The sequence below is a fragment of the Nonomuraea sp. NPDC054003 genome, assembly GCF_055585125.1.
In genome coordinates this window covers 127,244-153,128 of the sequence record NZ_JBVJKR010000017.1, presented here as the reverse complement: position 1 = coordinate 153,128, position 25,885 = coordinate 127,244, and the positions used below count along the sequence as shown (strand labels likewise).

Here is a 25,885-nt window from a genome sequence, read left to right as displayed (position 1 = left end):
CCGGCGTCCTTCCAGGGGGTGGTGTCCTGCTGGGGTGGCCTGGACGGGGCGGTCGTGCGGGGGCGACGGGCGGGGAAGGGTCATGGGGTGGCTCCCAGGGCGGCCGGGCGGGCGGTCGCGAGGCGGGTGTCCAGCGTGCTCATGGACTCGTAGGCCGCGGGGGTGCCGCGGACGTCGCCGTAGGTGACGTCGTCGAAGGAGCGGGCCGCCGCCGCCAGGTCGGCGGCGAACGGCGGGAGCGCCCGGCCGGCCTCGGCGGCGAGCTCGGCGGCGGTGCGGCCCGGCATGCCGTCGACCAGGGCGCGCTCCTCCAGGTCGCGGGCGATGGCGCGCAGCCGCTCCTGGATCGCCTCGGTCCACCGGCCTTCGGCGGCGAGCCGCTCGGCGGCCTCACGGTGCTCGGCCGCCGTCAGCCGCCGGGTGTCGAACAGCTCGCCGGGAGCGGCGGCCCTGCGCCGGCCGGCGCGGCGGACCTGCCAGACGACCAGCGCCGCGACGCCCACGAGCAGCAGCAGGATGACGATCGCGGCCAGCACACCGCCCGCGGTGCCGCCACCGGCCACCGTGTCGAGCAGGTCGTTGACGAACTGGAAGAACCAGCGCTGCAGCCGGTCGAACAGCGACTCCCGAGCGTACTGAGGGTCGAGGAGCTCGCGCGCCGCACGCCCGGCGGCCTCGTCCCTGCCGATCGGGCTCACGACTTGGCGGAGTTGGACGGGTGCCACAGCTCGTCGGCCGTCGAATGCACCCAGCCCTGCCGTTGCTGCTCGATGGCCGCCGTCTGCAGGACGAGGTCGAAGGCCTCGCCCCGCATGCGGCGGTCCGCGTACAGGAGCCCGGCGACGCCCGCCTCGAACGGGTAGGTGATCATGGCGCCGAGCGTGCCGCCGACGGCGACCAGGATGGAACCGATCACGATCGTCGCCACCGACCCGCTGCCGACCAGCCCGATCACCATTCCGACGATCATGAACGGCACCTGGAGGATGCTGGCGATCAGCCCGACCACCAGCGTGGTCAGGAACAGGATGCCGAGGACGCGCCAGAAGTCGCCGGTCACCAGGTTCCACGAGCGGCGCATCGCGTCGACAGGACCCCTGCCCTCCAGCACCACGGCCGCGGGCGCGAAGGCGAAGCGCGTGCGGAAGAAGAACACGTACCCGATGTAGAGCACGATCATCAGCAGGAACAGCAGGAGCAGCCCGCCGGCCGCCTCGGGCGAGCCCCCGGCGACGGTGCCGAAGGCGACTACGAGCACCGCGGCCATGACGGCCACCGGGGCCAGCATGATGAGGGCCAGCAGCCCGACGACGCCGAACAGGGCGGGCAGCCGCCTCCTGGTCGTCTGCCACGCCTCCTGAGTGGTGATCTTGCCGCCGAACACGGCCCGGCCGAGGATGCGCGTCAGCACCCCGGTCAGCACCGTCACCGCGACGAAGCTGATCGCGTACGAGACGAAGGCGCTGACGTACTGGGCCCCGAGCATGCCGTAGGTGCCGGCCGGGTCCTCGGCCTGGAGGGCGGCGGGGTCGTTCATCAGCGGCGCGACGGCGCCGAACACGAAGCCCTGGCCGACGGCCAGCGGGATGGCGGCGAGCAGCGCCGCGACCGCCGACAGCCCGAGCACGGCCTTCGGGTTGGAGCGGATGAGCTTGATGGTGCCGTCGTAGATGTCGCCCAGAGCGAGCGGGCGCAGGGGGATGATGCCGGGCCGCAGCGCGGGCGGGTGGGGACCGTACCCGTAGGGCTGGCCCTGCGGGTAGGGGCCGTGGGGCGGCCCGTAAGACTGCTGCCCGCCGGACTGGGGGCCGGCTTCGTAGGGAGGAGGACCGGAAGGCGGCGGCTGCTCGCTGCCGGGGGCGGTCCACGGCGACGCCGGAGGCGCGCCGTAGGGCGGGGGCTGCTCCGCTGCCCAGCCCGAAGGCCTCTCTGACGCGGAACCGTGACCGTCTGACATATCCCAATCCTGGCACGCTGGGCGGCTGGGTGGCGTCGCGCCGTCGAGAAGACCGCATCTTGGCTCGCATTCCACGCGTTTCGGCGCGGCGGATCTCGTCCAGGGTGGCCGAAAGACCTTCCGTTACCGCAGACTGAAGAAAGCGGTCGCGGCGCGAGCCTGATACGGACCTTTCGCGGGACTCATGTCACACTCATGGGCCGAGCGGGGGTAACCTTCACCGACCGTGCAGGTATGTCCCAGAATGCGTAGAACGAATGAGGGGCCATGAAAGGTCGCGTGCTGGTCGTCGATGACGATGCCGCTCTCGCCGAGATGCTCGGCATCGTGTTGCGCGGAGAGGGCTTCGAACCATCCTTTGTCAGTGACGGCGACAAGGCGCTGGACGCGTTCCGCGACACGCGCCCCGATCTCGTCCTGCTCGACCTGATGCTGCCCGGCGCCGACGGCATCGACGTCGCCCGCCGCATCAGGGCGGAGTCCGGCGTGCCGATCGTCATGCTCACGGCCAAGAGCGACACCATCGACGTGGTGCTGGGGCTGGAGTCGGGCGCCGACGACTACATCGTCAAGCCCTTCAAGCCGAAGGAACTGGTGGCCCGGGTGCGGGCCAGGCTGCGCCGCACCGACGAGCCGACCCCCGAGATCCTGCAGATCGGCGACATCACCATCGACGTGGCCGGACACTCGGTCAAGCGCGGCGACGAGACGATCAACCTCACCCCGCTCGAGTTCGACCTGCTCGTCGCCCTGGCCCGAAAGCCGCGCCAGGTCTTCACCCGCGAGGTCCTGCTGGAGCAGGTCTGGGGCTACCGCCACGCGGCCGACACCCGCCTGGTCAACGTGCACGTGCAGCGCCTCCGCGCCAAGATCGAGAAGGACCCCGAGCACCCCGAGATCGTGGTGACGGTCCGCGGCGTGGGCTACAAGGCCGGCCCCGCTTAGGGACCCGGCTCTCCCCGCCATGCCCCCGACCAGGACGAGACGCACACGCCGCCGGACCCTCCGCCAGATACTCGGCGGGATCCGGCGGCGGGCTCGTCGTGCGGCGGGCAGGGCGCGCCGGCTGTGGCGGCGCTCGCTCCAGCTCCAGGTCGTCACCAGCACCCTGGTCATCTCGCTGATCGTCGTGGTGGTGCTCGGCATCTTCCTGTCCGACCAGATCAACAACTCGGTCATCGAGCGGCGGCAGCAGTCCGCCGCCAGCGAGGCCGCCGCCGACCGGCTGCAGATCGCCGACGCGCTCACCCGGCGCGAGGACGACCAGGCCAAGTCCTCCGATCCCGGCAAAAGCGTGCCGCCCGACCCGCTCGACGAGGTGATGGACAACATCATCGGCACCGGCAGGGACGGCTGGAAGAAGCGCTACGAGGTGCTGATCCTCAACGTCGACGAGCCCGGCCGGTCCCGCGCGTCGGGCAACGTCAACCAGCAGAACATCCCCGAGGCGCTGCAGCAGATGCTGCGCCGCCAGGCCGAGAAGTTCATCGACAGGCCGCAGCGCTACACCGAGCCGATCAGGCTGCCCGGCGAGAGCCAGCACAGGCAGACCCTCGTCATCGGCGCCATCATCCACGTCAACGGCAGTTACGAGGTCTACCACTTCTTCCCGTTCGACGAGGAAGAGCAGATGCTGTCGAACGTCCGGCTGGCCATCGTCGTGGTCGGCTTCGGGCTGGTGCTGCTGCTCGCCGCCATCGCGTACCTCGTGGCCCGCCAGGTCGTCACGCCGGTCCGGCTCGCCCGCCAGGCCGCCGAGCGGCTGGCCGCCGGGAAGCTCGACGAGCGGCTCAAGGTCCGCGGCGAGGACGACCTGGCGAGGCTCGCGACCTCGTTCAACGAGATGGCCGCCAACCTGGCGCTCAAGATCCACCAGCTGGAGGAGCTGTCGCAGGTGCAGCGGCAGTTCGTCTCCGACGTCTCGCACGAGCTGCGCACCCCGCTCACCACCGTCCGCATGGCCGCCGACCTGCTGTACGACGCGCGCGAGGACTTCGAGCCGATGGCCTCGCGCTCGGCCGAGCTGATGCAGGCCCAGCTCGAACGGTTCGAGTCGATGCTGGCCGACCTGCTGGAGATCAGCCGGTACGACGCCGGCGCCGCCGACCTGGACCTCGACTCCGTCGACATCCGCGACGTGGTGCTGCGCGCCATCGCCGACTCCGAGGCGCTGGCCGAGCGCCACAGCACCCGCTTCGAGCTGCGGTTGCCCAACGAGCCGTGCATGGCCGAGGTCGACAACCGCCGGGTCGAGCGCATCCTGCGCAACCTGCTGTTCAACGCCATAGAGCACGGCGAGGGCCGCGACGTCGTGGTCACCGTCGGCGCCGACAGGGACGCGGTCGCGGTCGCGGTGCGCGACCACGGCATAGGGCTCAAACCCGGTGAGGACACGCTGGTGTTCGACCGGTTCTGGCGGGCCGACCCGTCGCGGGCCAGGACCATCGGCGGCACCGGGCTCGGCCTGGCGATCTCCCGCGAGGACGCCGGCCTGCACGGCGGCTGGCTGCAGGCATGGGGCCAGCCGGGCGAGGGCTCGCAGTTCCGGCTCACCCTGCCCAGGAAGGCCGGCACCGACCTCAAGGGCTCCCCGCTGTCGCTGGTCCCGCCCGAGATCGAGATGCGCCGCACCTGGCGCGGCCAGATGACGCCGGTCCTGCTGCCGGCCACCGGAGACGGGGGCGGCCATGACGAGGATTAGGCGGCTGGGCGGCGCCGCCGCCTTCGCGTTCACCATGCTCCTGGCCGGCACCGGCTGCGCGGTCATCCCCGTGGGCGGGCCGTTCCCGGTGGACGACGCGGGCAGCGGCGACTCCGTCACCGTGCCGTTCCAGCGCATGCTCGCCGTCGCGCCGCAGCCCGACTGGGGGCCGCAGCAGGTCGTGGAGGGCCTGCTGGCCGCCATGGCCGCCTACGACGACGACCCCTCCGTGCTGCCCAAGTACCTGACCGAGGAGGCCAGGCGGGTCTGGAAACCCGACGGCGCCATCACGGTGATCGACAACTCGTTCCGGTTCGGCGAGCTCGTCGAGAACAAGGAGAAGAACGAGACCGTCCTCTCCATCCAGGGCAACAAGATCGCGCAGATCAACGAGGACGACACGTACGTGCCGGTCGGCTCGTCCGACGACCCCAAGATCAACCGGCCGATCACCCTGGTCAAGGACGCCAACGGGGCCTTCAAGGTCAACGGGTTGCAGCAGGGCCTGCTGCTCACCGACGCCGACGTGCGGCGCGCGTACCGTCCCACCAACCTCTACTACCTCAACGGCAGCTCCGGCGCCGACCCGCAGCCCGACCGGCTGGTCGTCGACCGGCTGCGGCTGCGCGTCGACCCCGACAAGAGCTTCGCCCAGACCATCGTCGAGCGCCTCGCCGAAGGGCCGACCAGCGGGCTGCAGGGCGCGGTCGGCAACGAGTTCCCGGAGGGCGCCAGGGTGCGGTGGATCCGGTCCACCGAGGACCGGGTGGTGATCAACATGGGCGGCCCGTTCAACCCGCTCGACACCTACACACAGGGCCTGCAGGCCCAGCTCAGGGCCAGCCTGAGCAGCAACAACCTGGCCAACGGCCGCACCCTGGAGGTGCTGCTCGACGGCGAGCAGTTCTTCTCCTCCGGCCCGCTCACCGTGCCGGCCAACCTGCCGGAGAGCTGGCTGGGCAGCGAGGACAAGCAGGTGTTCTACAGCAGCGGCGGCGCGGTCTTCGTGCTGGGCAGCGACGGCGAGGGCCACCCCGTGACCGGCCCCGCCGGACAGCCCAGCCAGGGCTACACCGGCTTCGCCGTCTCCAAGGACCGCGACCGGATCGCCGCCAGGTCCGCGGCGGGCGGCATCTGGGTGACCCGGCACTCGCCCGACGGCCGCTGGCAGGAGTCCATCCCCGGCGCCGACCTCACCGACCCGTCCTGGCATCGCGACGGCAGCCTGTGGACGTTCGACCGGCAGAACGGCGAGGTCATCCGCTCCCACCCGGTCGTCGGCCGGGGCCCCGAACGCGTCGCCGCGCCCGCCCTCCAGGGGCTGAACGTCACCTCGCTGCGGATGGCGCGCAACGGGGTCCGCGTCGCGGTCGAGATCGGCGACAACCGGGTCCAGGTCGGCGCGCTCACGGGCGGCGGCGGCAACGCCATGCTGAGCAACTTCGAGACGCTGACCACGGTCTCGGGCGGCGACGAGATCGTGGACATCGCCTGGAGCGACGGCGGCCACCTCCTGGTCCTCGTCCAGACCAAGGCGGGCCAGGTCGTCAAGGAGATCAACGTCGGCGACGGGGAGACCACCCAGCTCCCGACCACCAGCAAGCGACTGGAGCGCCTGGCCGCCCTGGGCGACGCGATCCTGGCGACCACCGAGGACAGCAACGAGATCCTCGAATACAGCCGCGACAAACAAACCTGGACCCCGAAGCCCGCCACCGCCGTCGACCAGCCGATCTTCGCCCTGGGCTGACTTTGGGGGATCGCTCCGGCGGCTCTCGATTGGTTTGGCCGCCTCAACCACGAGCCGGAAGGTGCTTGGGGCGCGAGCCGGAGGTTTCTTGGGGCGCGGGCGTGAAGTTTCCTGGAGCGTGAGCGGAAGTCCTTTGGTGCGGCGCGAAGCTTCTTGCGGCGCGAGCCGGGCGTCTCTTGCGGGCGCGGATGCGAAGCTTTGTGGGGCGCCAGCTGGACGTCTCTCGCGGGCGCGGGCGCGATGCTTTGTGGGGCGTTAGCGGGAAGTCTTTCGGGGGCGCGGGCGTGAAGCTTCCTGGGGCGCAGCTGGACGTCTCTCGCGGGCGCGGGTGCGAAGCCTTGTGGGGCGTGAGCCGGATGTCTTTTGGGGCGTGGGCGTGAAGCTTCTTGGGGCGTGCGCCGGGCGTCTCTTGCGGGCGCGGGTGCGAAGCTTCCTGGGGCGCGAGCCCGAATTTCTCGCGGCGCGAGCGCAGAGGCACGCGCCTCTCTTGATCTTTTCTGTGCGGGCCCGAGGGACGCACGCTCGGTCAGCGTCTTGGGTTCAAAGGAAAGATCCAAAAGCGAAAATCCTTTTGGGAACCCCCTCGGGCTGGGGGCCGATAGGCGTGCCTGACGGCCCGCTCAGCCCGCCGTAGTTCCGTAGAGAGTCTCGTGACAGGTGGCGCCTCTGGGTGCTTGTTCGGCTACCGAAAGTGTCGGTGGGTGACGGCATGCTGGGGCCGTGTTCGCCGGTCTGCTTGATGTCGTGCTGCCGCAGCCCTGTCTTGGCTGTGGCGCTCCGGGGGTGCGTCTGTGCGAGGAGTGTCTGGCGGGTGTGGTGGTGCCCTCTCGCCGGATGCCCGTGCCGTGTCCCGATGGGCTTCCCGTGTGCTGGTCCGCTTCTCCGTACGGGGGCGTGGTGCGCAAGGCCGTCATCGCCTACAAGGAACGGGGTGAGGCGGCCCTGGCGGCGGCCCTCGCCGACCTTCTGGCCTTCGCCCTCGTGGCGACCCTCCGGTCGCCGCAGGAGGGCGCTGAGGGCGCTGTGGAGAGGTTCCGTGGCCGGGGGAGCGCTCGGTCGTCGGTGGGGCTTCGTGGGGTGGGGGAGTGCGGGCTTCTTCTGGGAGGGGAGGGGGTGATCGTGGTGCCGGTGCCCAGTGGGCGGGCGGCCGTCAAGGGGCGGGGTCACGACCACGTGGGGGCGCTGGCGGAGCGGGTGGTGCGCCGGCTGCGCGGACGGGGGATGGCCGTCACGCTCTGGCCCGCGCTGCGGCAGCGCCGGAAGGTGGCCGACCAGTCGGGCCTGAGCTCCGCCGACCGGGTGTCGAACCTGGCCGGGTCCTTCTCCGTATCTGAGAGCGCTGTCCGCGATCTCGAAGTCGCAGGGAGAGGAGGGGTCCACGATCTGTCGGTCGCAGGAAGAGGACGTGCCCACGATCTGTCGGTCGCAGAGAGAGGAGGTGTCCATGATCTGCGGGTCGCAGGGAGGGGTGGTGTCCGCGTACGTGGGAGTTCCGCAGGCTTCGTGCGGACAGCCGGGGATGTGTTCGATCGTGCCCGGGTGGTCGTCGTGGATGATGTCGTCACGACGGGAGCCACGCTCGCGGACGCCGCGAGGGCGCTGCGGGCGGTGGGGGCGACGGTGCCGCTGGCCGTCACCGTCGCCGCGACACGCCGGATCTCACGAAATGGTCACGGTGACAGTCAGTAAAGAAAGGCCCAGGTGTGTTGCCTTCCGGAGGGCCACATGTCCGTAGCGGGAAGCGCCCGGTGAGGCAGCTCAGAAGGCTTGCCGCCCTGTCCTGTAAGGGGTGCCGTGGGACCAAACGGGGCATTCAGCCGGCCCGTAACCCCGCGCGAAAATCACGGAAAGTGATCCTTTGGAGCTTCCTCCGGCTGACATTCGCCGCCGATCCGGATAGCGTTCTGAACATGGCACCCGTTCGGGTCCGTGGTTGCGCAGAGCCGGGGCTCCCGGCTCCGCTAGCCGATGCCAGCCGCAGGCGAAACGGCCCACGTAAGGCGACTTTTCGTCGTCCGATCACGGTGCGGCTTAGGGGTAAGTCCTGCCTCCCCGGGGGTCCAGATGTCCCCCGCCAGGAGAGAAGGGCGGTAGTGGCATCAGAGCTGCGAAACCCTCAGCAGGCGGATGTGGGGTCGAAGACCAGGTCGGCCGGACGGGTGCCACCCGCGTTCCCGGTGACGAGGCGTCGGAGGAGGGTAACCCTGAAGGACAGGCGGACAGCAGAAAACCCTGCCCGGCACCACGCGAGTCGTCGGGCGCTCTATCTCAGTCGTTAGACGAAGGGGGGCTGTTGCATGGACATCATCGTCAAGGGCCGGCACACGGGAGTGAGTGATCGGTTCCGAGACCAGGTGACAACCAAGCTGGCCAGGATCGAGCGTCTGGACAACAAACTCATCCGAGTCGATGTGGAGGTGTCGAAGGAGCGTAACGTTCGCGCGGCCGACCAGCGAGAGCGGGTCGAGCTGACCATTCACACCCGCGGCCCCGCCATCCGCGCGGAGGCCAGCGCCGACGACCGTTTCGCCGCCCTGGACATCGCGATGGACAAGCTGGAGGGCCGCCTCAGGCGGCTGGCCGACCGGCGCAAGATCCATCACGGCAACCACAAGCAGCCGTCCATGGCGGAGATCACCGCCACGATGCCCGACCTGGCCGCGCCCGCGCCGTCCAAGGTCGAGCCCGCCCGCGAGGAGGCCGAGCCCGAGGAGGATCGGCTGCCGGAAGACAAGCAGTACGACGACATCGTCCCCATCCAGATGGACGGCGAAGGCCCTCTGATCGTCCGGGAGAAGCACCACAAAGCAGAGCCCATGACCATCGACCAGGCCCTCCTCGAGATGGAGCTGGTCGGACACGACTTCTATCTGTTCCGTGACAAGGAGAGCGGCCTGCCATCCGTCGTCTACAACCGGCGTGGGTACAACTACGGTGTGCTGCGGCTCGTAGAGCCCTGACGGCCGCCGGAAAGATCTTCTCGACCACCCGAGAACCGCGGCACACGTGCGATCATGGCGGTTCGACGGCTCTGGCCCCCCGACGAGGAGGAGACGTGAGCGAGCTCAGTCAGGCGAGGACGAGCGAGCGAACCGGAGACACGACGGTCGCGAGGCGCATCAAGGAGGCCTTGTGACGGAGTCCGGCGAGGCGCGCCCCTCCGGCGGCGAGCCGATCCGCGTGCTGATCGTGGACGATCACGAGCTGATCAGGCGCAGCCTGGCCCTGGCGCTGGCCGCGGAGCCTGACATCGAGGTGGTCGGGGAAGCGAGCGACGGTCAGGAGGCGGTCGAGCTGGCCGATCGCCTCATGCCCGACGTGGCGTTGATGGATGTGCGCATGCCGCGGCAGGACGGCATCGAGGCGACCAAGGGCATCAAGGCCTCGGTGCCGAGCACCCGCATCATCATGCTGACGGTGAGCGACGAGGAAGAAGACCTCTTCGAGGCCATCAAGGCCGGCGCGACCGGCTACCTCCTCAAGGACGTCCAGATCAACGACGTGCCCGCGGCGGTCCGCGGCGTCCACGAGGGGCAGTCGCTGATCAACCCGGCCATGGCGGCCAAGCTCATCAACGAGTTCGCCAGCATGAGCCGCAAGGAGACCGAACGCCCGCCGCAGGTGCCGGTCCCGCGGCTGACGGAGCGCGAGATGGAGGTCCTGCGGCTCGTCGCCAAGGGCATGAACAACCGGGAGATCGCCAAGCAGCTGTTCATCTCCGAGAACACGGTGAAGAACCACGTCCGCAACATCCTGGACAAGCTGCAACTGCACTCGCGCATGGAGGCCGTGGTGTACGCGGTCCGCGAGCGCATGCTGGAAATCACCTGATCCGCCCCAGCCTCGGCCCGCCCCTCCCCTGAGGGAGGGCGGGCCAAGGCGGGTTCGGGCCCGGCGGCTCGCCGGCCCGGGAAACTCAGCGGGCCAGGGTCCCGAGAAGGGCGGCTCGCCGGCCGGGGAACCTCAGTGGGGCCGAGGTCCCGCGAGGGGTGGCTCGCCGACCTGGGCAAGTCAGCGGGCCAGGGTCTTGGTCGGGTGGCTCGCCAGCCTGGGAATCAGCGGGCCAGGGTCGTGTTGAGTGCCTCGGCGAGCTCGGGTGGGTCGGCGCGTTCGACGCGTACGGTGTCGCAGCCGACCCAGGTGGCGGCCGATCGGAGCGCGTCGCCCATCGCCTCGACCCAGCGGGCGCTGGTCAGGCCCGGCTCCAGGCTGACCTTCCTGGCCACCAGCGTGGTGCCCTCGCGCGCCGGGTCCACCCTGCCGATCAGGCGGCCGCCGGCCAGCACCGGCATCGTGAAGTAGCCGTGGACCCGCTTGTGCTTCGGCACGTACAGCTCAAGCTGGTAGGCGAAGCCGAAGACGCGTTCGGTGCGGCCGCGGTGCCAGATCAGCGAGTCGAACGGCGAGACCAGGGTCGTGCGGTGGCGTCCGCGCGGCTCCGACTCCAGCGCGGCCGGGTCGGCCCAGGCGTTGGGCACGGATCCGGACGCCGAGCCGTTGCGGCCGGCCCTGACGGCGGGCCAGCCGGCGACGCGCACCGGCGTCAGCCCGGCGGCGCCGCTCGCGAGGGCCTCGTCGAGGATCGCGGCGGAGCGTCCCTTGAGGCGGAGGAAGTCGATCAGGTCGGCCCGCGTGGCGACCCCGAGTGACCGGCCCGCGATGCCCGCGAGCCGCACGACGCACTCCTCGTCGGTGAGGTCCTCGGCCAGCAGTCCGGCGGGCACCACGCGCTCGGCCAGGTCGTAGACCCTGCGCCAGCCCACCCGGCGGGTGCAGACCACCTCGCCGATGTCGAGCAGCCACTCCAGGCCGATCTTGGAGTCGGACCAGTCCCACCACGGGCCGCCGTTCTTGGCCCCGCCGACGTCGGCGGTGGTGAGCGGGCCGTGGTCGCGCACCTGCTGGAGCAGCTTGTCGACGCTGTCGGGCACCTCGTGCCAGCGGAAGCGGCGCTCGCGGTAGGCGCGCCGCCGGAACACGAAAAGGGGCCAGTTCTCGATCGGCAGGATGCAGGCGGCGTGGCACCAGTATTCGAAGCTGCGGGCAGGGGCGTCCCAGTAGGCCTGCTCGACGGCGGGCCTGCCCACGGCGCCGAGCCGGGCGTAGGCGACGAGCTCGTGGGAGCGGGCGAGCACCGAGATGGTGTCGAGCTGGACGGCGCCGAGCCTGCGGAGCATGCCCTGCACCCCGCCCTGACGGCCGTCGGAGCCGAGCAGCCCCTGGGCGCGCAGGATGAGCCGGCGCGCCTCGTCGGCGGTCAGTTCGGTCATGTTCGCGATTCCGTACGGGGGAGCATGGCCGGAATGCTAGCCGCGGCCACTGACAGAACGGGGCCCGGGAATTACCGTCAGCGGGCCCGCGTTCATCATGGGACGAACCCGTCGCCGTCGGGGGTGCTTCTCGGAGGGGCCGCCTCGACGGTGCCCGCTCCGAGGGGGAAACGTCAGCGGTGGTCTTCGGCGTTCAGCCCCACCCGGGGTGCGTCGATCACCACATCGGTGAAGATGTCGAACACGAGGGCGAGGATGCCGCCCACCACGAACAGGCCGACGCCGATCCAGACGACCATCCAGTTCTCCATGGTCAGGCCGAATCCGGCGACGACGCTGCCGAGCAGCATCACCGTCACGGCCAGCCATGAGGACGCGCGGCCGCCGTGGCTACCGAGATTCTCGGTCTGCTCCGACTTCTGTCCCTCAACCATGACAAATCCCTCCTTGCCCGGATATCCCGGTTATCGGGGCGAACCGGCCTTTGACCGGCGTACTATCAGCCCGCCTGACATTCTCCCAGACATGTCTCGCGCCCTTGTCGGCACGGTGGCTGTGTCTGGTTGGAGAACCGCCTACGATGGCAGCGGGGAAGTTTGTCTCGGCCTCTCCTCCTGGCGGCGCCGCCGGGGTAGACCTGCGAGGAGCTTTACATAAAGTGGCAGCCATTCTCGACAAGATCCTACGTGCCGGCGAGGGCAAGACTCTGCGTAAGCTCAAGCGGATCGCAGACCAGGTCAACTCCATCGAGGACGACTTCACGAGCCTGTCCGACGCGGAGTTGCGCGCCCTGACGGACGAGTTCAAGCAGCGCCATGCCGATGGCGAGTCGCTCGACGACCTGCTTCCCGAAGCGTTCGCCACCGTACGCGAGGCCGCGCGCCGCGTGCTCGGTCAGCGCCACTTCGACGTGCAGATCATGGGCGGCGCCAATCTCCACATGGGCAACATCTCGGAGATGAAGACCGGTGAGGGCAAGACCCTCACCTGCACCCTCCCCGCCTATCTCAACGCGCTGTCCGGCAAGGGCGTCCACGTCGTCACGGTCAACGACTACCTGGCCAAGCGCGACGCCGAGAACATGGGCCGCGTCCACCGCTTCCTCGGTCTCGAGGTCGGGGTGATCCTGTCCGGCCAGGCGCCCGACGAGCGCCGCAAGCAGTACTTCGCCGACATCACCTACGGCACCAACAACGAGTTCGGCTTCGACTACCTGCGCGACAACATGGCGTGGGGGCTCGACGAGTGCGTGCAGCGCGGCCACAACTACGCCGTCGTCGACGAGGTCGACTCGATCCTCATCGACGAGGCCAGGACCCCGCTGATCATCTCCGGCCCGGGCGAGCAGTCCGGGAAGTGGTACCAGGAGTTCGCCAAGATCGTCCCGCGCCTCCGCCGCGGCGTCGAGGCGAAGAACCCCGGCGAGGAGAGCACCGGCGACTACATCGTCGACGAGAAGAAGCGCACGGTCGGCATCCTCGAGTCCGGCGTCGAGAAGGTCGAGGACTGGCTCGGCATCGACAACCTCTACAAGGCCGAGCACACCCACCTGGTCGGCTTCCTGAACAACGCCCTGAAGGCCAAGGAGCTGTTCAAGAAGGACAAGGACTACATCGTCACCGACGGCGAGGTCCTCATCGTCGACGAGTTCACCGGCCGCGTCCTCCACGGCCGCCGCTACAACGAGGGCATGCACCAGGCCATCGAGGCCAAAGAAGGCGTGAAGATCAAGGACGAGAACCAGACTCTCGCCACGATCACCCTGCAGAACTATTTCCGCCTCTACACCAAGCTCGCCGGCATGACCGGCACGGCGACCACCGAGGCCAACGAGTTCCACCAGACCTACAAGCTCGGCGTGGTCCCCATCCCGACCAACCGGCCGATGGTCCGCAAGGACCAGGCCGACGTCGTCTACAAGACCGAGGACGCCAAGTTCAACGCGGTGGTCGACGACATCAAGGAGCGCCACGAGCACGGCCAGCCCGTCCTCGTCGGCACCACCTCGGTCGAGAAGTCGGAGCGGCTGTCCAAGGCGCTCAGGCGCCGAGGCGTCACGCACGAGGTCCTCAACGCGAAGAACCACGCGCGTGAGGCGTCGATCATCGCCGAGGCGGGCCGCAAGGGCGCCGTCACCGTCGCCACCAACATGGCCGGTCGAGGCACCGACATCATGCTCGGCGGCAACCCCGAGTTCCGCGCCGACCAGGAGCTGCGCCAGCGCGGTCTCGACCCGGTCGAGACGCCCGAGGAATACGAGAAGGCCTACCCCGAGGCGCTGGAGAAGGCCAAGGCCGCGGTGAAGGCCGAGCACGACGAGGTCACCGAGCTGGGCGGCCTCTACGTGCTGGGCACCGAGCGCCACGAGTCGCGCCGCATCGACAACCAGCTCCGCGGTCGCTCCGGCCGCCAGGGCGACCCGGGCGAGTCCCGCTTCTACCTGTCGCTCGGCGACGACCTGATGCGTTTGTTCAACTCGGTCAGGGTCGAGGCGATCATGACCCGCCTCAACATCCCCGACGAGCAGCCGATCGAGTCCGGCATCGTCTCCAAGGCCATCGCCTCCGCCCAGCACCAGGTCGAGCAGCAGAACTTCGAGATCCGCAAGGAAGTTCTCAAGTACGACGAGGTGATGAACCGCCAGCGCAAGGTGATCTACGCCGAGCGCCGGCGCGTGCTGGAGGGCGCCGACCTGCACGAGCAGGTGCGCGGCTTCATCGGCAACGTCGTCGACGGCTACGTCGACGGCGCCACCTCCGACGGGTTCTCCGAGGAGTGGGACCTCGAGAAGCTGTGGAAGGCGTTCGCCGGCCTCTACCCGATCTCCGTCAAGCTTGAGGACCTCCTGGAGGAGGCCGGTGGTCAGGAGAACGTCACCGACGACCTGATCAGGGAGCGGGTCAAGGCCGACGCGCTGGAGGCGTACGCCAGGCGCGAGGAGGAGTGGGGCGCCGAGGCGACCCGCGACCTCGAGCGGCGCGTCATCCTGTCCGTCCTCGACCGCAAGTGGCGCGAGCACCTCTACGAGATGGACTACCTGCGCGAGGGCATCGGCATGCGGGCCTACGCGCAGAAGGATCCGCAGATCGAGTACCAGCGCGAGGGCTTCGAGATGTTCAACGCGATGCTCGAGGGCATCAAGGAGGACTCCGTAGGCTTCCTGTTCAACCTGGAGGTGGAGGTTCAGGAGAACCCCATCGTCGAGGAGCAGGAAGACCCGGTGCTGGCCGAGACGCGCTCCATCATCGCGCGCGGCCTCCGCGGTCCCGACCGCCCGGCGGAGCTGGAGTACACCGCTCCCGGCGAGCAGGGCGACGTGGAACACACCCGCGTCCGCACCACCTCGGCCGAGCGCGCCGCCTACGGCAACGTCGAGCGCAACGCCCCGTGCCCGTGCGGCTCGGGCAAGAAGTACAAGCGCTGCCACGGCGACCCGAAGAACGCCGGCAACTGACGCGTGACACGAGGACCCCTCGCCCGGCGGACGGGCGGGGGGTCCTCGTGCGTCCGGCTCAGAGGTGGGAGCTCGGTTGGAGCCGGCTTGCCGTCAGGCGGTCTCGAAGTCCGTGCAGAGCCACTGCACGCCCCTGCGTTCCAGTCGCAGGGCCAGGACGCGGTCGCGCTCGCCGCAGTGGACCAGGAGGCACATCTCCACCACGCCGTCGCTGGGCTCCTTGACGTGCGGGACGCCGACGAAGGGCGGGCGGCGGGTGTCGAGCATGCGACCGGCCCGTACGAGCTCGCGGTAGGCCTGGCCGGTGAGGCGGTCGGCGACGGTCTCCGGGGGCCGGCGGCCGGAGAGGACCTCGGCGAGCGCCTGGCCGAGGTGGCGCAGCCGGCGCTCGTCCGGGAGCGCGCCGGGCGGGCCCCAGACGAGGGGTGTGTCGAGCGCGAGCGAGCCGTGGACCTGGGGAGAGGGCGACATCGGGAGCCTCCGGGGGGCGTTCCTGGTGAGAGACGGTACTAAGAGGTTCCGGCCGGGCCCCGGGATACACGGCACGCCAACTTCCCCGATCCATGCCCTGGTTCGCGGTGGATGGCGAAGAAGGTCAGCGCGAGTTGGGGTGGCCGCGTCCGGGTTGCGGACCCTCGGCCACGCCGCGATGTCACGACCGGATCGGGGTGGCCTCGCCCGAGTCCACATCCGGTTCCGGCTCGCGGCCCGGGGTCATGATGTTCAGCCGTCTGATGAGGAAGCTGAACACGACGTAGTAGACCGCCCCGTACACCACCCCGAGCAGCAGGATGCCCGGCAGGTTCTGGGTGTTGGACTTGCTGGCGTTGAGCAGCATGTCGAGCAGCCCGGCCGAGAAGCCGAAGCCGAGCTGCCCGCCGATCAGCGTGGTCAGCGCCATGGCCAGCCCGGTGAGCACGGCGTGCACGGCCAGCAGCAGCGGCGCGACGAAGATGAACGCGAACTCGATCGGCTCGGTGATGCCGGTGACGAACGAGGCCAGCGCCGCCGACAGCATGATGCCGCCCACCGTGGCCCGCCGGTGCGGGGGCGCGGCCCGCCACATGGCCAGCGCGGCGGCCGGCAGCGCGAACATCATGACGGGGAAGAACCCGGCCATGAACTGCCCCGACTCCGGGGCGCCGCCGAAGTAGCAGTTCCAGTCGCCGCCGAGCACCCGCCCGCCCACCTCGCAGGTGGGCACCACGTGCCAGACGATCGAGTTGACGAAGTGGTGCAGCCCGAGCGGGATGAGCAGCCGGTTGATCAGCCCGTACAGGCCGGTGCCGAGCGGCCCGAGGGTGGTCAGCGCCTCACCGGCGTGGCCGATCCACTCGCCGAGAATCGGCCACACCCAGCCGATGAGCACGCCGAGCCCGAGCGCCACGAAGGCGGTGAGAATGGGCACGAACCGCCGCCCGCCGAAGAACGCCAGCCACGACGGCAGCTTGATCCGGTGGAAGCGCTGCCAGAGCAGCGCGGTGACCAGCCCTATCAGGATGCCGCCGAGCACCTTGGTGGGGTTCTGCATGCCGTGGTTGATGATCTCGATGACGCCCTGGTCCGCGGCCTGCCGCAGGGTCACGGTCTCGCGGATGGCCGAGCCGGCGAACATCACCTTGCTCACCCGGTCGAACACCAGGTAGCCGACCACGGCGGCGAGCGCCGTCGTGCCGTCGGACTTGCGCGCGAAGCCGATGGCCACGCCCACCGCGAACAGCAGCGGGAGGTTCTCGAACAGCGCCTCGCCGGCCGCCGCCAGCACGGCCGCGACCTCGGTCATCCAGGCGAAGCCCGCCAAGTCGGCGAGCCCGCCGGGCTCGGCGCCGTTGGCGCCCAGCATGTCGGGCTGGCCGAAGCGGAGCAGCAGGGCGGCCGCGGGGAGGGCGGCGATGGGCAGCATGAGCGAGCGGCCCAGCCTCTGCAGCACGTTCATCAGGCGTGAGAACGGCGAAGGCCGGGCGGCGGTGGTCTCGTTCACCGGGTGTTCCTCCGGGTCGGGCCCTCAACCCCGTCTTGCGGGCATTTCGAGTATGGTGCGCAGCTGGTAGCGGTCCGCCCGGTAGGTGGACACGCCCAGCTCCGCGCAGACGCCTCCGGAGAACGACCTGCGCTGGAGCAGCAGCACGGCGCCGCCGCGGGGAAGTTTGAGCAGGTCGGCGTCGCTCGGATCGGCTATCCCCCCGTCTATGGTCAGCTCGCCCGCGTCCATGACCAGCCCGTAGCGGCTCTCCAGGAGCTCGTACAGCGATCTGCCGGTCAGGTCGTGGTCGGCCAGGTCGGGGGCGAGCTTGACCGGGATGTGCGCGCGTTCGATCGACAGCGGTTCGCCGTCGGCGGTGCGCAGCCGTTCGATGAAGTGGACCTCCTCGCCCGGCTGGATGCCCAGCTCCTTGGCCAGGTGGGCGCTGGCGCGCATGGTGCGCCGGTCGAGGTCGCGCGAGCCGGGCGCCATGCCCCTGGCACGCATGTCCTCGGTGAACGACGTGAGCTGCAGGGCCAGCTCGATCTTGGGCCGGGCGACGAACGTGCCCTTGCCCGGCACCCGGTGCAGGCGGCCCTCGGAGACCAGATGGTCGACCGCCTGCCGCACGGTCATCCGCGACAGGCCGAAGCGCTGGCACAGCTCGCGCTCGGACGGGATCGCGGCGCCGATGCTCAGCTCGTCGCTGTCGATGAGGTCGAGCAGGATCTCGCGGAGCTGGAAGTACTTGGGCACCGGGCTGTCCGGGTCGATGTGGGCCACGGGATCCTCCCTTCGCTCGGGCCAGTCTGATGGGTTATGGTTCTCACTGGTCTAGTCCGGACTAGACCACATGTCCTGAAACAGGGTCAAGTCCGGAACGCTAACTCCCCGAGGAATGAGCCCCCAGATGACCAAGATGCGCAGCGAGATCGCCGAGCAGCCCGAGGCGCTGCGGGCCACGATCGACTCCCTGTTGCCCAGGATCGACGAGGTGCGGGCGCTGGGTGAGCGGACCCGGCAGTTGTTGTTCGTCGCACGTGGCACCTCCGACAACGCCGCAGTCTACGGCCGCTATCTGGTGGAATCCCACGCCGGGCGGCTGTCCGCGCTCGCCGCGCCGTCCATCGCCACCACCTACCGCCGCAAGCTCGACCTGGAGGGCGTGCTGGCCGTCGCGATCTCCCAGTCGGGCCGTACGGAAGAGATCGTGGAGACGCTGGCCTGGGCCAAGGACTGCGGGGCCGCCACCGTCGGGGTCACCAACGGCGGCCCGGACAGCCCGCTCGCCCAGGCCGCCGACCTGGCGCTGTGCACGGTCGCGGGGACGGAGGAGGCGGTTCCCGCCACCAAGACCTACACCACCCAGCTCGCCGCGCTGGCCGTGCTGGCGATCGGGCTCGGCGCCGACGTGGACCGGGCCGACCTGCTGCGGGTGCCCGAGGCCGTGGAGAAGCTGATCGCCGAGCCCGGTGACGTGGACGCCGTCGTGGACGGGCTCGCGGACAAGCACGGCGTGGTCGTCTCCGGCCGCGGCCTGGCCTTCTCCACCGCGCTGGAGACCGCGCTGAAGCTCAAGGAGGCGTGCTACCTGCACGCCATGGGCCTGTCGTACGCCGACCTGCTGCACGGCCCGATCGCCGTGGTCGACCACGCCACCCCGGCGCTGCTCGTCGCCGCCGAGAGCGGCCCCACGCTGCAGGGCACGGTGGCGCTGGCCGAGCGGGTCGTCTCGGCGGGCGCGGCGGCGTACACGATCGGCGGCGGCAGGGCGCTGGCTGCGGCCGGCACGGCCGCGATGAACGGCCCCGACCTGCCCGAATGGGTGGCCCCGATGGGCCTCATCGTGCCGGGGCAGCTGCTCACCGAGGCACTCGCCCGGCGGCTGGGCATCGACCCGGACGCGCCGCGCGGCCTGAACAAGGTCACCCAGACCGACTGAACCCGGCGCCTGAGTAGCCTGGTCGCACAGCCACGGACGAGGAGGGCCTGATGGCGGCGGACGTGAACGCGCTCATCGCCGGTCTGGGCGGAGCCGGCAACATCATCGACATCGAACCCTGCATCACCCGCCTGCGCACGGAGGTGCACGACACGTCCAAGGTCGACCAGGCGGCGCTCAGGGCCGCGGGCGCCCACGGCGTGATGGCGGCGGGCAACGTGATCCAGGTCGTCGTCGGCCCGGAGGCGGACACGATCGCGAGCGACATCGAGGACATCATCGGCTAGAGGGCGGGGCCATGACGACTGTTCTCGCCCCGGTGGAGGGCGCGGCGGTGGGGCTGGCCGCCGTGCCCGACCCGGTGTTCTCGGCCGGCATGGTGGGGCCGGGGACGGCGATCGACCCCAGCAGGGGGCCGGGCAAGGCAGTCGCCCCCATCACTGGAAAAATCATGAAACTGCATCCGCACGCGTACGTCATCGTGGGCGATGACGGCAGGGGCGTGCTGGTGCATCTGGGCATCGACACGGTGCAGCTCAAGGGGAGGGGGTTCCGGTTGCTCGCGGCGGAAGGCGACCGGGTGAGCGCCGGCCAGCCCGTCGTGGCCTGGGATCCCACCGAGATCGAGGCGGGCGGGCGCTCACCCGTCTGCCCCGTGGTGGCGCTGGACGCGCTCGACTCGGCGGTGACGGCTCTGGCCGAAGGCACGGTACGGGCCGGCGACGAGCTGTTCCAATGGACGTGACGCGACAGGGGTCCGGCTGGTCCGGACCGGAGAAGAAGGAGGAGCCCATGGGCGAACGGAAGGCGACCGTGGCCGCGGAGGTGGGGTTGCATGCCCGCCCGGCGGCCACGTTCGTGCAGATGGCGATGAAGGCACCGATGGACGTCACGGTGGCGCGGTCGTCGGGCGGCGATCCGATCAACGGCAAGAGCATCCTGCAGATCATGGCGCTCGACGTCCGCAAGGGCGAGGAGATCGTCATCAGGGCGGAGGGCGACGGGTCGGAGGAGATCCTCGACCGGCTCGCGGACATCGCCTCGACCCCCTGACCCCCGTCCCTGGCGGTCCTGTGGAAAAAGGGGACGGCGCATCCGCCGGTCATGGATAGCGTGGGATTCATGTTGCGACGGATCGGTACGGCGAGTCTCCTGGCGGTGGCACTCACGGCATGCGGCGGCGGGGCGGCGGACGTCGCCCCCGCCGCGAAGCCGCCCGCGTCCGAGGCGAGTCCCGCCACCGAAGCCACCGGCCGGCCCGCCGAGCCCACCGCCACCGAGCCCACCGCCACCGGATCCAGAGCCGCCCCGGCCGCCGACCCCGTCAAGCGGGCGCTGGCCGGGATGAGCGTGCGGGAGAAGGTCGGCCAGCTGTTCATGCCGGTCGTCTACGGCACCGCCGCCGACACCGTCTCCGGCGAGAACCAGGCCCGCTACGGCGCCCAGACCCCGGAGAAGGTCGTCGCCAAATACCATCTGGGCGGCGTCATCCTGTTCCCGGCCAACGTCAAGAGCGTCGGCCAGGTGGTCGGGCTGACCAACGGGCTGCAGAAGTCCGCCGACCTCCCGCTGCTGATCGGCACCGACCAGGAGAACGGCCTGGTGTCGCGGATGTCCGCGGTGATGACCCGCTTCCCCGGCGCCGCCAGGATCGGCGCCACCGGCAAGCCCTCGGTGGCGCGCGAGGTGGCCCAGGCCACCGGCGAGGAACTGCGGGCTCTCGGCGTCAACCTCGACTTCGCGCCGGTGGCCGACGTCAACATCGATCCGAAGAACCCGGTGATCGGCGAGCGCGCGTACGGGAACCGGCCCGGCGAGGTGGCCAAGATGGTCGGCGCCGCCGTCAAGGGCTTCGAGGCCGCCGGGGTGGCCGCCACCGCCAAGCACTTCCCCGGCCACGGCGACACCCGCATCGACAGCCACACCGGCCTGCCGGTGATCAAGCACACCAGGGCCCAGTGGGAGCGCCTGGACGCGCCGCCGTTCAAGGCCGCCATCGCCGCCGGGGTCGACGCGATCATGACCGCGCACATCGTGTTCCCCAAGCTGGACCCGTCGGGCGACCCGGCCACGCTGTCCAAGCCGATCCTGACCGGGCTGCTCAGGAAGGAGCTCGGCTTCAAGGGCGTCATCTCCACCGACGCGCTCAACATGGCCGGAGCCCGGGTGAAGTACGACGACGGCGAGGTCGCGGTCCGCGCCGTGCTGGCCGGCGCCGACCTGCTGCTGATGCCCAACGACCTGCCGAAGCAGTATCAGGCGGTGCTGAAGGCGGTCGAGTCGGGCCGCGTCTCCAAGGCCCGGCTGGATGAGTCGGTCACCAGGCTCCTCACGCTCAAGAAGGAGCGCGGCCTGCTCGGCGAGCCGCCCGTCGTCTCGGCGGAGAAGGCGTCCGAGGTGGTGCGCTCGGCCGAGCACCGCAGGCTGGCCGCCCGCGTGCGCTGACGCCGGCGCCCGACCCTTTACTCTTTAACCTGATTTCCGTGAGGAGGAGGCAGTGTGGTCACCGGGGTGCTGATCGACTGGGGTGGTGTGCTGACCACCAGCATGGCCGACTCCATCGCCAAGTGGATCGACGCCGACCGCATCGACGGTGAGCACTACCGTGCGGTCATGCGCGAGCTGGTCGAGGTCGCCTACAGCGGGGAGGACGAGGAGAACGCGATCCACGCCCTGGAGCGCGGCGAGCTCGACGGGGCCGCCTTCGAGCGCGACCTGGCGGCCCGCCTGCTGACGCTCGACGGCATGCCGCCCGTGGCCGAGGGCCTGCTGACGCGCATGTTCGCCGGGTTCGAACGGGCCGAGGCCATGTACGACATGCTGCGCGAGGTGCGCGGGCACGGCGTCAAGACGTGCCTGCTGTCCAACTCCTGGTCCAACACCTACGAGCGCGACGGCTGGGACGAGGTCTTCGACGCGGTCGTCATCTCCGGCGAGGTGGGCATGCGCAAGCCCGAGCCGCGCATCTTCCACCACGCGCTGGACCTGATCGGGCAGCCGGGCGAGTCGTGCGTGTTCATCGACGACATCGAGGCCAACATCGTGGCCGCCCGCGCGCTCGGCATCGCCGGCATCCACCACCGCGAACCGGACACCACCATCCTGGAACTCGAGTCTCTCCTCCGGCTCCCGCTGCGGCGGGCATGATGGTGCCCGTGCAAGCTGCGAAAGGTTCCTGATGCGCGTCTACCTGCCGTGCACCCTGCCGGCGCTGGCCAGGGCGGTCGAGACCGGTGAGCTCGGCCCCGCCCCGCTGACCGGCTACGCGGTGACGCCCGCGCTGGTCGAGTGGTACGCCTCGGGCGACACCGAGGAGCTCGAGTACGTCGCCCTCACCGAGGCCGCCCGCGCCTCGCTGCGCATGCTCGCCGCCGATCTGGCCGACGGCGTGCACGCCGCGCCCCGCCGCGTCGTGGTGGCCGCCGAGGTGGCCGACGGCGCCATCCAGGCGAACGCCGACGTGGAGGAGAAGGGCAGGGTACGGGTCGCCGAGCCGGTCCCGCTGGCCAAGGTGGCGGCCGTGCACGTCGACGACGAGTACGCGGTAGCCGACGTCAAGGCGGCCGTCGCCGCGCTCCCCGACGCCGACGGGGGCGACGACGACGCCCGGTTCGTCGTCGACGGCGCCGAGGCCCACGAGCTGATGTGGTACGCGACGCAGGAGATCCCCGACCTCCTGACCCTCGACCAGGCAGGCGGGTGACATGACGAAGCACATCGTGTGGGACTGGAACGGCACCCTCTTCCACGACATCGACGCCGTGGTCGGAGCCACCAACGAGGTCTTCAAGGCGTACGAGCTGCCCCCGCTCACCGCCGACGGGTTCCGCGCCGTCTACACCAGGCCCATCTGGGTCGCGTACGAGCGGATGCTGGGCAGGCCGCTGACCGAGGGGGAGTGGGAGCTGCTCGACGACGGCTTCCACGACGCCTACTACCGCCTGAGCGGCGTCTGCGGGCTGGCCGCCGACGCCGAGGTGACGCTGACCACGTGGACGGGCACGCAGTCGCTCTGCTCCATGGCGCCGCACTCCCATCTCGTGCCGAAGGTCGACTCGTTCGGCATCACCCGCCACTTCAACCGGGTCGACGGGCTGCTCGGCGTGACGGGCGGGGAGAAGGCGGCCCACATGGAGGCCCACATCGCCTCGGTCGGCGTGCGCCCGCGCGACGTGCTGGTGATCGGCGACAGCGTCGACGACGGGGTGGCGGCCCGCCATGTCGGCGCCCGCGCGGTGCTCTACACCGGGGGCATGTCGACCAGGGAGGAGCTGGAGTCGACCGGCTTCCCGGTCGTCGACACGCTCGCCGAGGCGCTCGACCATACCTGAAACCGGCGGAGGGCGGCCCCGGCGGCGGAGTTGGCCGTAACCTGGCAGGGTTCGCTTTCAGGAGGCTGCCATCAACCGCTTGGTGCTGTGGAACGTCGACCTCACGCTGGTCGACGTGGCGATCGTGACCAGAGACGCCTACGCCGAGGCGTTCCGCGCCGTGACCGGGCGGCCGCTGGTCAAGCTGGTGCCGCCGATGGGCCGGCCCGACTCCGAGATCATCTTCGAGACGCTGGCCGTCAACGGCGTCGTCGCCGACGACGACCACCTGCCGCGCTTCCTCGACGCGCTGTCCGCGGCCTTCGCCGACCGGCGCAAGCGGCTGGCCAAGGAGGGCCGGATGATGGCCGGGGCCAAGGACGCGCTCAGGTCCGTGGCCCGGCTCGACGGCGCGATCCAGGCCGTGCTGACCGGCACGATCAAGAGCAACGCGGTGCTCAAGCTCAAGGCGTTCGGGCTCGACAAGTACGTCGACTTCGAGCTCGGCGGCTACGGCGAGGAGCCCTACCCGAAGGCGAGCCTGCTGCAGGTCGCCCAGGGCCGGGCCAAGGAGCGCCTGGGCGTCCCGTTCACCTCGGCCAACACGGTGATGATCGGCGACTCGGCGCGTGACGTGCAGGCGGCCCGCATCGGCGGGGCCGGGATGGTCGCGGTGGCCTCGGGGCGCGCGACGGCGGCCGAGCTGCGCGAGGCGGGGGCCGACATCGTGCTGCCCGACCTGTCGAACGCCGCCGAGGTGGTGGCGGCGGTCGCCGCGCTGACCAGCCCGATGGACCGCAAGGCGGGCTGATCAGGGCGACCAGGCCGGTCCCGAAGGCGCGGGATGATCAGCTCAGCTCACGCAGGAAACGGGCCGCGACCGGGGCCGCCACCGCGGAGCCCGCGCCCCCGCCTTCCACCACGACGGCGAAGGCCAGGTCGCCCCGGTAGCCGATGAACCACGCGTGCGAGGGCGGCTCCTTGCCCGAGCCGTACTCGGCGGTGCCGGTCTTGCCCGCGGTGCCGGGCGGGAAGCGCACGGCGTGCGCGGTGCCGTCGGTGACGACGGCGGGCATGAGGTCGCGCAGCGCGGCCACCACGTCGTCCTCCAGAGGCCGCGGCCGCAGCGTGCGGTCGGGCACCGCCTCCTCGGCCACGAGCCGGGGCGGGCGCCAGGCGCCGTCGGCGATCGCGGCGGCCACCGACGCCATGTTGAGCGGGCTGGCCAGCACCCTGCCCTGCCCGATGGAGGCCGAGGCGAGGTCGGTGGCGTCCTTCGGGGCGGGGAAGTCGGCCTTGACCGCCGGCACCCCCGGGGTGATCTTCTCGCCGAAGCCGAAGCTCCGGGCCACCTCCGCCAGGCGCTCGGCGCCCAGGCCCGACACCGTCATGTCGCCGAACGTGGTGTTGCACGAGTGCGCGAACGCGTCACGGAACGACAGCGTGCCGAAGTCCTTGAACCCGGCGTTGTGGAACGGGAAGCCGCCGATGTTCTGCTCGGCCGGGCAGGACACGTCCGCGTCCGGCTCGGCCCCGCCGGCGACCAGCGCGGCGGCGGTCACCACCTTGAACGTCGAGCCCGGCGGGTACTTGCCGAGCAGCGCCCGGTTGAACCCGCCGGGCTTGTTCACCGCGGCCAGGATCTCCCCGGTGGAGGGCCGCAGCGCCACCAGCGCGGCCGGCTTGTCCACGTCCTCCAGCGCCGCGGCGCCGGCCGCGTGCACCTTCAGGTCGACCGTGATGCGCACGGGCTCCTTCTCGCGCGTTCCCGACAGGGTCTTGACCGGTTTGCCTCCCTCGTACAGCCGCACAAGGTTGCTCTTGGTCTCGGCGAACCGGTCGGGGTAGGTCTCGCGCAGCCCCGCGACGAGCTGCTGCACCGAGCCGGGGGAGCCGGGGGCGTCGACCCGGGTGCCGTCGGCGGCGAGCACCGGGGTGGCCTCGTCCTCGACCCGGATGAGCCTGATCGACCGGTTCCCGGTCAGCTCGGGGTGGAGCGCGGCCGGGCTCCAGTCGATCTTCCAGGTGCGGTCCCGCTCGACGACCTTCAGCTCCCCGCCGTACCTCCAGTCGCCCGCGCCCTGCACGGCGGCGGTGAAGTTGACCGAGCCGGTGTCCTCGGCGCTCGCGGCGAAGACGCCGTTGGGCACGTGCCGCCGCAGCGTGATGTGCTCGGCCTTCAGGTCGGCGAGGAAGCGGCGGTGTCGGCGTTCGAAGTCGGCGGGCGGGTCGGCGACCAGCTCCCGCATCGCCGCGTAGTCGCCCCCGCTCCACGCCGTCAGGTAGGCGTCGGCCACCTCTTCCGGCGAGCCCGTGGTGCGCAGCGCCCATACGGTCCCCGCGGCGACCACCGGCACCATGATCGCGGCCCCGATCCACGGCCACCTGCGTCTCCTGCGCCGGGGAGCGGCCTCCGGCTGCAGATATGCGTACATTTCCCCCATATGCGAAGCCATGCGACGAGGACAGCAGAGCCCGACACAGCCTGTCCAATACTGATATATGGCCCTCATCGATATAAATCTAGATATAGTGGCT

General features: G+C 70.5%; 24 protein-coding genes. 16 read left to right on the top strand and 8 right to left on the bottom strand.

Annotated features, from left to right (window positions below; genetic code table 11):
• Positions 1-80: 80 nt before the first annotated feature.
• Together ACZ6YG_RS36550 and ACZ6YG_RS36545 are read right to left on the bottom strand one after the other, a co-directional pair.
• On the bottom strand, positions 81-698 hold the full coding sequence (locus tag ACZ6YG_RS36550) for a DUF4129 domain-containing protein (RefSeq protein ID WP_466020502.1): 618 nt from the start codon (positions 696-698) through the stop codon (positions 81-83).
• Positions 695-1,957, bottom strand: coding sequence for a DUF3824 domain-containing protein (locus tag ACZ6YG_RS36545; RefSeq protein ID WP_466020501.1), 1,263 nt, complete (start codon positions 1,955-1,957; stop codon positions 695-697). Before ACZ6YG_RS36545 ends, ACZ6YG_RS36550 begins: the two co-directional genes overlap by 4 nt.
• A 267-nt stretch (positions 1,958-2,224) precedes the next feature.
• On the opposite strand from ACZ6YG_RS36545, the gene mtrA reads away from it, so the two are divergent.
• The 6 genes from mtrA (at position 2,225) to ACZ6YG_RS36515 (ending at position 10,239) form a co-directional block, all read left to right on the top strand.
• On the top strand, positions 2,225-2,902 hold the full coding sequence (gene mtrA / locus ACZ6YG_RS36540) for an MtrAB system response regulator MtrA (protein ID WP_090763607.1): 678 nt from the start codon (positions 2,225-2,227) through the stop codon (positions 2,900-2,902).
• Between the two features lie 19 nt (positions 2,903-2,921).
• The gene (gene mtrB, locus ACZ6YG_RS36535; protein WP_466020500.1) at positions 2,922-4,658 is read left to right on the top strand and encodes an MtrAB system histidine kinase MtrB; all 1,737 of its coding nucleotides are present in this window, start codon (positions 2,922-2,924) and stop codon (positions 4,656-4,658) included.
• Positions 4,645-6,408, top strand: coding sequence for an LpqB family beta-propeller domain-containing protein (locus tag ACZ6YG_RS36530; protein WP_148034220.1), 1,764 nt, complete (start codon positions 4,645-4,647; stop codon positions 6,406-6,408). Before mtrB ends, ACZ6YG_RS36530 begins: the two co-directional genes overlap by 14 nt.
• 897 nt (positions 6,409-7,305) lie before the next feature.
• Positions 7,306-8,097: a phosphoribosyltransferase family protein gene (locus ACZ6YG_RS36525; protein ID WP_466020499.1), complete on the top strand. Its 792-nt coding sequence runs from the start codon at positions 7,306-7,308 to the stop codon at positions 8,095-8,097.
• A gap of 608 nt (positions 8,098-8,705) precedes the next feature.
• Positions 8,706-9,368 carry a ribosome hibernation-promoting factor, HPF/YfiA family gene (gene hpf, locus ACZ6YG_RS36520; protein WP_148034219.1) on the top strand — a complete coding sequence of 221 codons (663 nt, stop codon included), beginning with the start codon at positions 8,706-8,708 and terminating at the stop codon, positions 9,366-9,368.
• A gap of 172 nt (positions 9,369-9,540) precedes the next feature.
• Entirely contained in the window at positions 9,541-10,239 is a 699-nt protein-coding gene (locus ACZ6YG_RS36515) for a response regulator (RefSeq protein ID WP_148034218.1), read from the top strand.
• A gap of 224 nt (positions 10,240-10,463) precedes the next feature.
• Here ACZ6YG_RS36515 and ACZ6YG_RS36510 read toward each other — a convergent pair whose 3' ends face one another.
• The gene (locus tag ACZ6YG_RS36510; RefSeq protein WP_466020498.1) at positions 10,464-11,678 is read right to left on the bottom strand and encodes a winged helix-turn-helix domain-containing protein; all 1,215 of its coding nucleotides are present in this window, start codon (positions 11,676-11,678) and stop codon (positions 10,464-10,466) included.
• Between the two features lie 173 nt (positions 11,679-11,851).
• Positions 11,852-12,112 (bottom strand): HGxxPAAW family protein, encoded by a 261-nt coding sequence (locus ACZ6YG_RS36505; protein ID WP_148034216.1) that lies wholly within the window; start codon positions 12,110-12,112, stop codon positions 11,852-11,854.
• Between the two features lie 224 nt (positions 12,113-12,336).
• On the opposite strand from ACZ6YG_RS36505, the gene secA reads away from it, so the two are divergent.
• Complete coding sequence (gene secA, locus ACZ6YG_RS36500; protein WP_219543558.1) at positions 12,337-15,132, top strand: preprotein translocase subunit SecA; 2,796 nt, start codon at positions 12,337-12,339, stop codon at positions 15,130-15,132.
• 93 nt (positions 15,133-15,225) lie between these two features.
• Here secA and ACZ6YG_RS36495 read toward each other — a convergent pair whose 3' ends face one another.
• The 3 genes from ACZ6YG_RS36495 to ACZ6YG_RS36485 form a co-directional block, all read right to left on the bottom strand.
• On the bottom strand, positions 15,226-15,603 hold the full coding sequence (locus tag ACZ6YG_RS36495) for an Rv3235 family protein (protein WP_148034214.1): 378 nt from the start codon (positions 15,601-15,603) through the stop codon (positions 15,226-15,228).
• A gap of 181 nt (positions 15,604-15,784) precedes the next feature.
• Positions 15,785-17,113 carry a PTS transporter subunit EIIC gene (locus ACZ6YG_RS36490; protein WP_466020497.1) on the bottom strand — a complete coding sequence of 443 codons (1,329 nt, stop codon included), beginning with the start codon at positions 17,111-17,113 and terminating at the stop codon, positions 15,785-15,787.
• A 24-nt stretch (positions 17,114-17,137) separates the two neighbouring features.
• Positions 17,138-17,878: a GntR family transcriptional regulator gene (locus tag ACZ6YG_RS36485; protein ID WP_219543557.1), complete on the bottom strand. Its 741-nt coding sequence runs from the start codon at positions 17,876-17,878 to the stop codon at positions 17,138-17,140.
• A gap of 136 nt (positions 17,879-18,014) precedes the next feature.
• On the opposite strand from ACZ6YG_RS36485, the gene ACZ6YG_RS36480 reads away from it, so the two are divergent.
• From ACZ6YG_RS36480 to ACZ6YG_RS36440, 9 genes are all read left to right on the top strand, one after another.
• A complete protein-coding gene (locus ACZ6YG_RS36480) occupies positions 18,015-19,037 on the top strand; it encodes an SIS domain-containing protein (RefSeq protein ID WP_378525255.1) in 1,023 nt (340 codons plus the stop codon).
• Between the two features lie 50 nt (positions 19,038-19,087).
• Positions 19,088-19,324 carry a PTS sugar transporter subunit IIB gene (locus ACZ6YG_RS36475; RefSeq protein WP_148034210.1) on the top strand — a complete coding sequence of 79 codons (237 nt, stop codon included), beginning with the start codon at positions 19,088-19,090 and terminating at the stop codon, positions 19,322-19,324.
• Positions 19,325-19,335: 11 nt separating this feature from the next.
• Positions 19,336-19,782, top strand: coding sequence for a PTS sugar transporter subunit IIA (locus ACZ6YG_RS36470; protein WP_466020496.1), 447 nt, complete (start codon positions 19,336-19,338; stop codon positions 19,780-19,782).
• A gap of 47 nt (positions 19,783-19,829) precedes the next feature.
• On the top strand, positions 19,830-20,090 hold the full coding sequence (locus ACZ6YG_RS36465) for an HPr family phosphocarrier protein (RefSeq protein WP_148034208.1): 261 nt from the start codon (positions 19,830-19,832) through the stop codon (positions 20,088-20,090).
• A 69-nt stretch (positions 20,091-20,159) separates the two neighbouring features.
• Positions 20,160-21,482 carry a beta-N-acetylhexosaminidase gene (gene nagZ / locus ACZ6YG_RS36460; protein ID WP_466020495.1) on the top strand — a complete coding sequence of 441 codons (1,323 nt, stop codon included), beginning with the start codon at positions 20,160-20,162 and terminating at the stop codon, positions 21,480-21,482.
• 54 nt (positions 21,483-21,536) lie between these two features.
• Positions 21,537-22,184, top strand: coding sequence for an HAD family hydrolase (locus ACZ6YG_RS36455; protein WP_271276704.1), 648 nt, complete (start codon positions 21,537-21,539; stop codon positions 22,182-22,184).
• A gap of 31 nt (positions 22,185-22,215) precedes the next feature.
• Entirely contained in the window at positions 22,216-22,740 is a 525-nt protein-coding gene (locus ACZ6YG_RS36450; RefSeq protein WP_148034206.1) for a DUF6912 family protein, read from the top strand.
• 1 nt (position 22,741) lies between these two features.
• Positions 22,742-23,368 carry an HAD family hydrolase gene (locus ACZ6YG_RS36445; RefSeq protein ID WP_148034205.1) on the top strand — a complete coding sequence of 209 codons (627 nt, stop codon included), beginning with the start codon at positions 22,742-22,744 and terminating at the stop codon, positions 23,366-23,368.
• Between the two features lie 82 nt (positions 23,369-23,450).
• Entirely contained in the window at positions 23,451-24,158 is a 708-nt protein-coding gene (locus ACZ6YG_RS36440; RefSeq protein ID WP_148034924.1) for an HAD family hydrolase, read from the top strand.
• Between the two features lie 37 nt (positions 24,159-24,195).
• Here ACZ6YG_RS36440 and ACZ6YG_RS36435 read toward each other — a convergent pair whose 3' ends face one another.
• Positions 24,196-25,782, bottom strand: a complete 1,587-nt coding sequence (locus ACZ6YG_RS36435) for a penicillin-binding transpeptidase domain-containing protein (protein ID WP_466020494.1) — start codon at positions 25,780-25,782, stop codon at positions 24,196-24,198.
• Positions 25,783-25,885 lie beyond the last annotated feature (103 nt).

Bases quoted from the DNA above. Each gene is read 5' to 3' on its own strand.
- ACZ6YG_RS36545 (WP_466020501.1), bottom strand. From the start codon at position 1,957: ATGTCAGACGGTCACGGTTCCGCGTCAGAGAGGCCTTCGGGCTGGGCA.
- mtrA (WP_090763607.1), top strand. From the start codon at position 2,225: ATGAAAGGTCGCGTGCTGGTCGTCGATGACGATGCCGCTCTCGCCGAG.
- mtrB (WP_466020500.1), top strand. From the start codon at position 2,922: ATGCCCCCGACCAGGACGAGACGCACACGCCGCCGGACCCTCCGCCAG.
- ACZ6YG_RS36530 (WP_148034220.1), top strand. From the start codon at position 4,645: ATGACGAGGATTAGGCGGCTGGGCGGCGCCGCCGCCTTCGCGTTCACC.
- hpf (WP_148034219.1), top strand. From the start codon at position 8,706: ATGGACATCATCGTCAAGGGCCGGCACACGGGAGTGAGTGATCGGTTC.
- ACZ6YG_RS36510 (WP_466020498.1), bottom strand. From the start codon at position 11,678: ATGACCGAACTGACCGCCGACGAGGCGCGCCGGCTCATCCTGCGCGCC.
- ACZ6YG_RS36505 (WP_148034216.1), bottom strand. From the start codon at position 12,112: ATGGTTGAGGGACAGAAGTCGGAGCAGACCGAGAATCTCGGTAGCCAC.
- ACZ6YG_RS36495 (WP_148034214.1), bottom strand. From the start codon at position 15,603: ATGTCGCCCTCTCCCCAGGTCCACGGCTCGCTCGCGCTCGACACACCC.
- ACZ6YG_RS36480 (WP_378525255.1), top strand. From the start codon at position 18,015: ATGCGCAGCGAGATCGCCGAGCAGCCCGAGGCGCTGCGGGCCACGATC.
- ACZ6YG_RS36475 (WP_148034210.1), top strand. From the start codon at position 19,088: ATGGCGGCGGACGTGAACGCGCTCATCGCCGGTCTGGGCGGAGCCGGC.
- ACZ6YG_RS36470 (WP_466020496.1), top strand. From the start codon at position 19,336: ATGACGACTGTTCTCGCCCCGGTGGAGGGCGCGGCGGTGGGGCTGGCC.
- ACZ6YG_RS36465 (WP_148034208.1), top strand. From the start codon at position 19,830: ATGGGCGAACGGAAGGCGACCGTGGCCGCGGAGGTGGGGTTGCATGCC.
- nagZ (WP_466020495.1), top strand. From the start codon at position 20,160: ATGTTGCGACGGATCGGTACGGCGAGTCTCCTGGCGGTGGCACTCACG.
- ACZ6YG_RS36450 (WP_148034206.1), top strand. From the start codon at position 22,216: ATGCGCGTCTACCTGCCGTGCACCCTGCCGGCGCTGGCCAGGGCGGTC.
- ACZ6YG_RS36445 (WP_148034205.1), top strand. From the start codon at position 22,742: ATGACGAAGCACATCGTGTGGGACTGGAACGGCACCCTCTTCCACGAC.
- ACZ6YG_RS36435 (WP_466020494.1), bottom strand. From the start codon at position 25,782: ATGTACGCATATCTGCAGCCGGAGGCCGCTCCCCGGCGCAGGAGACGC.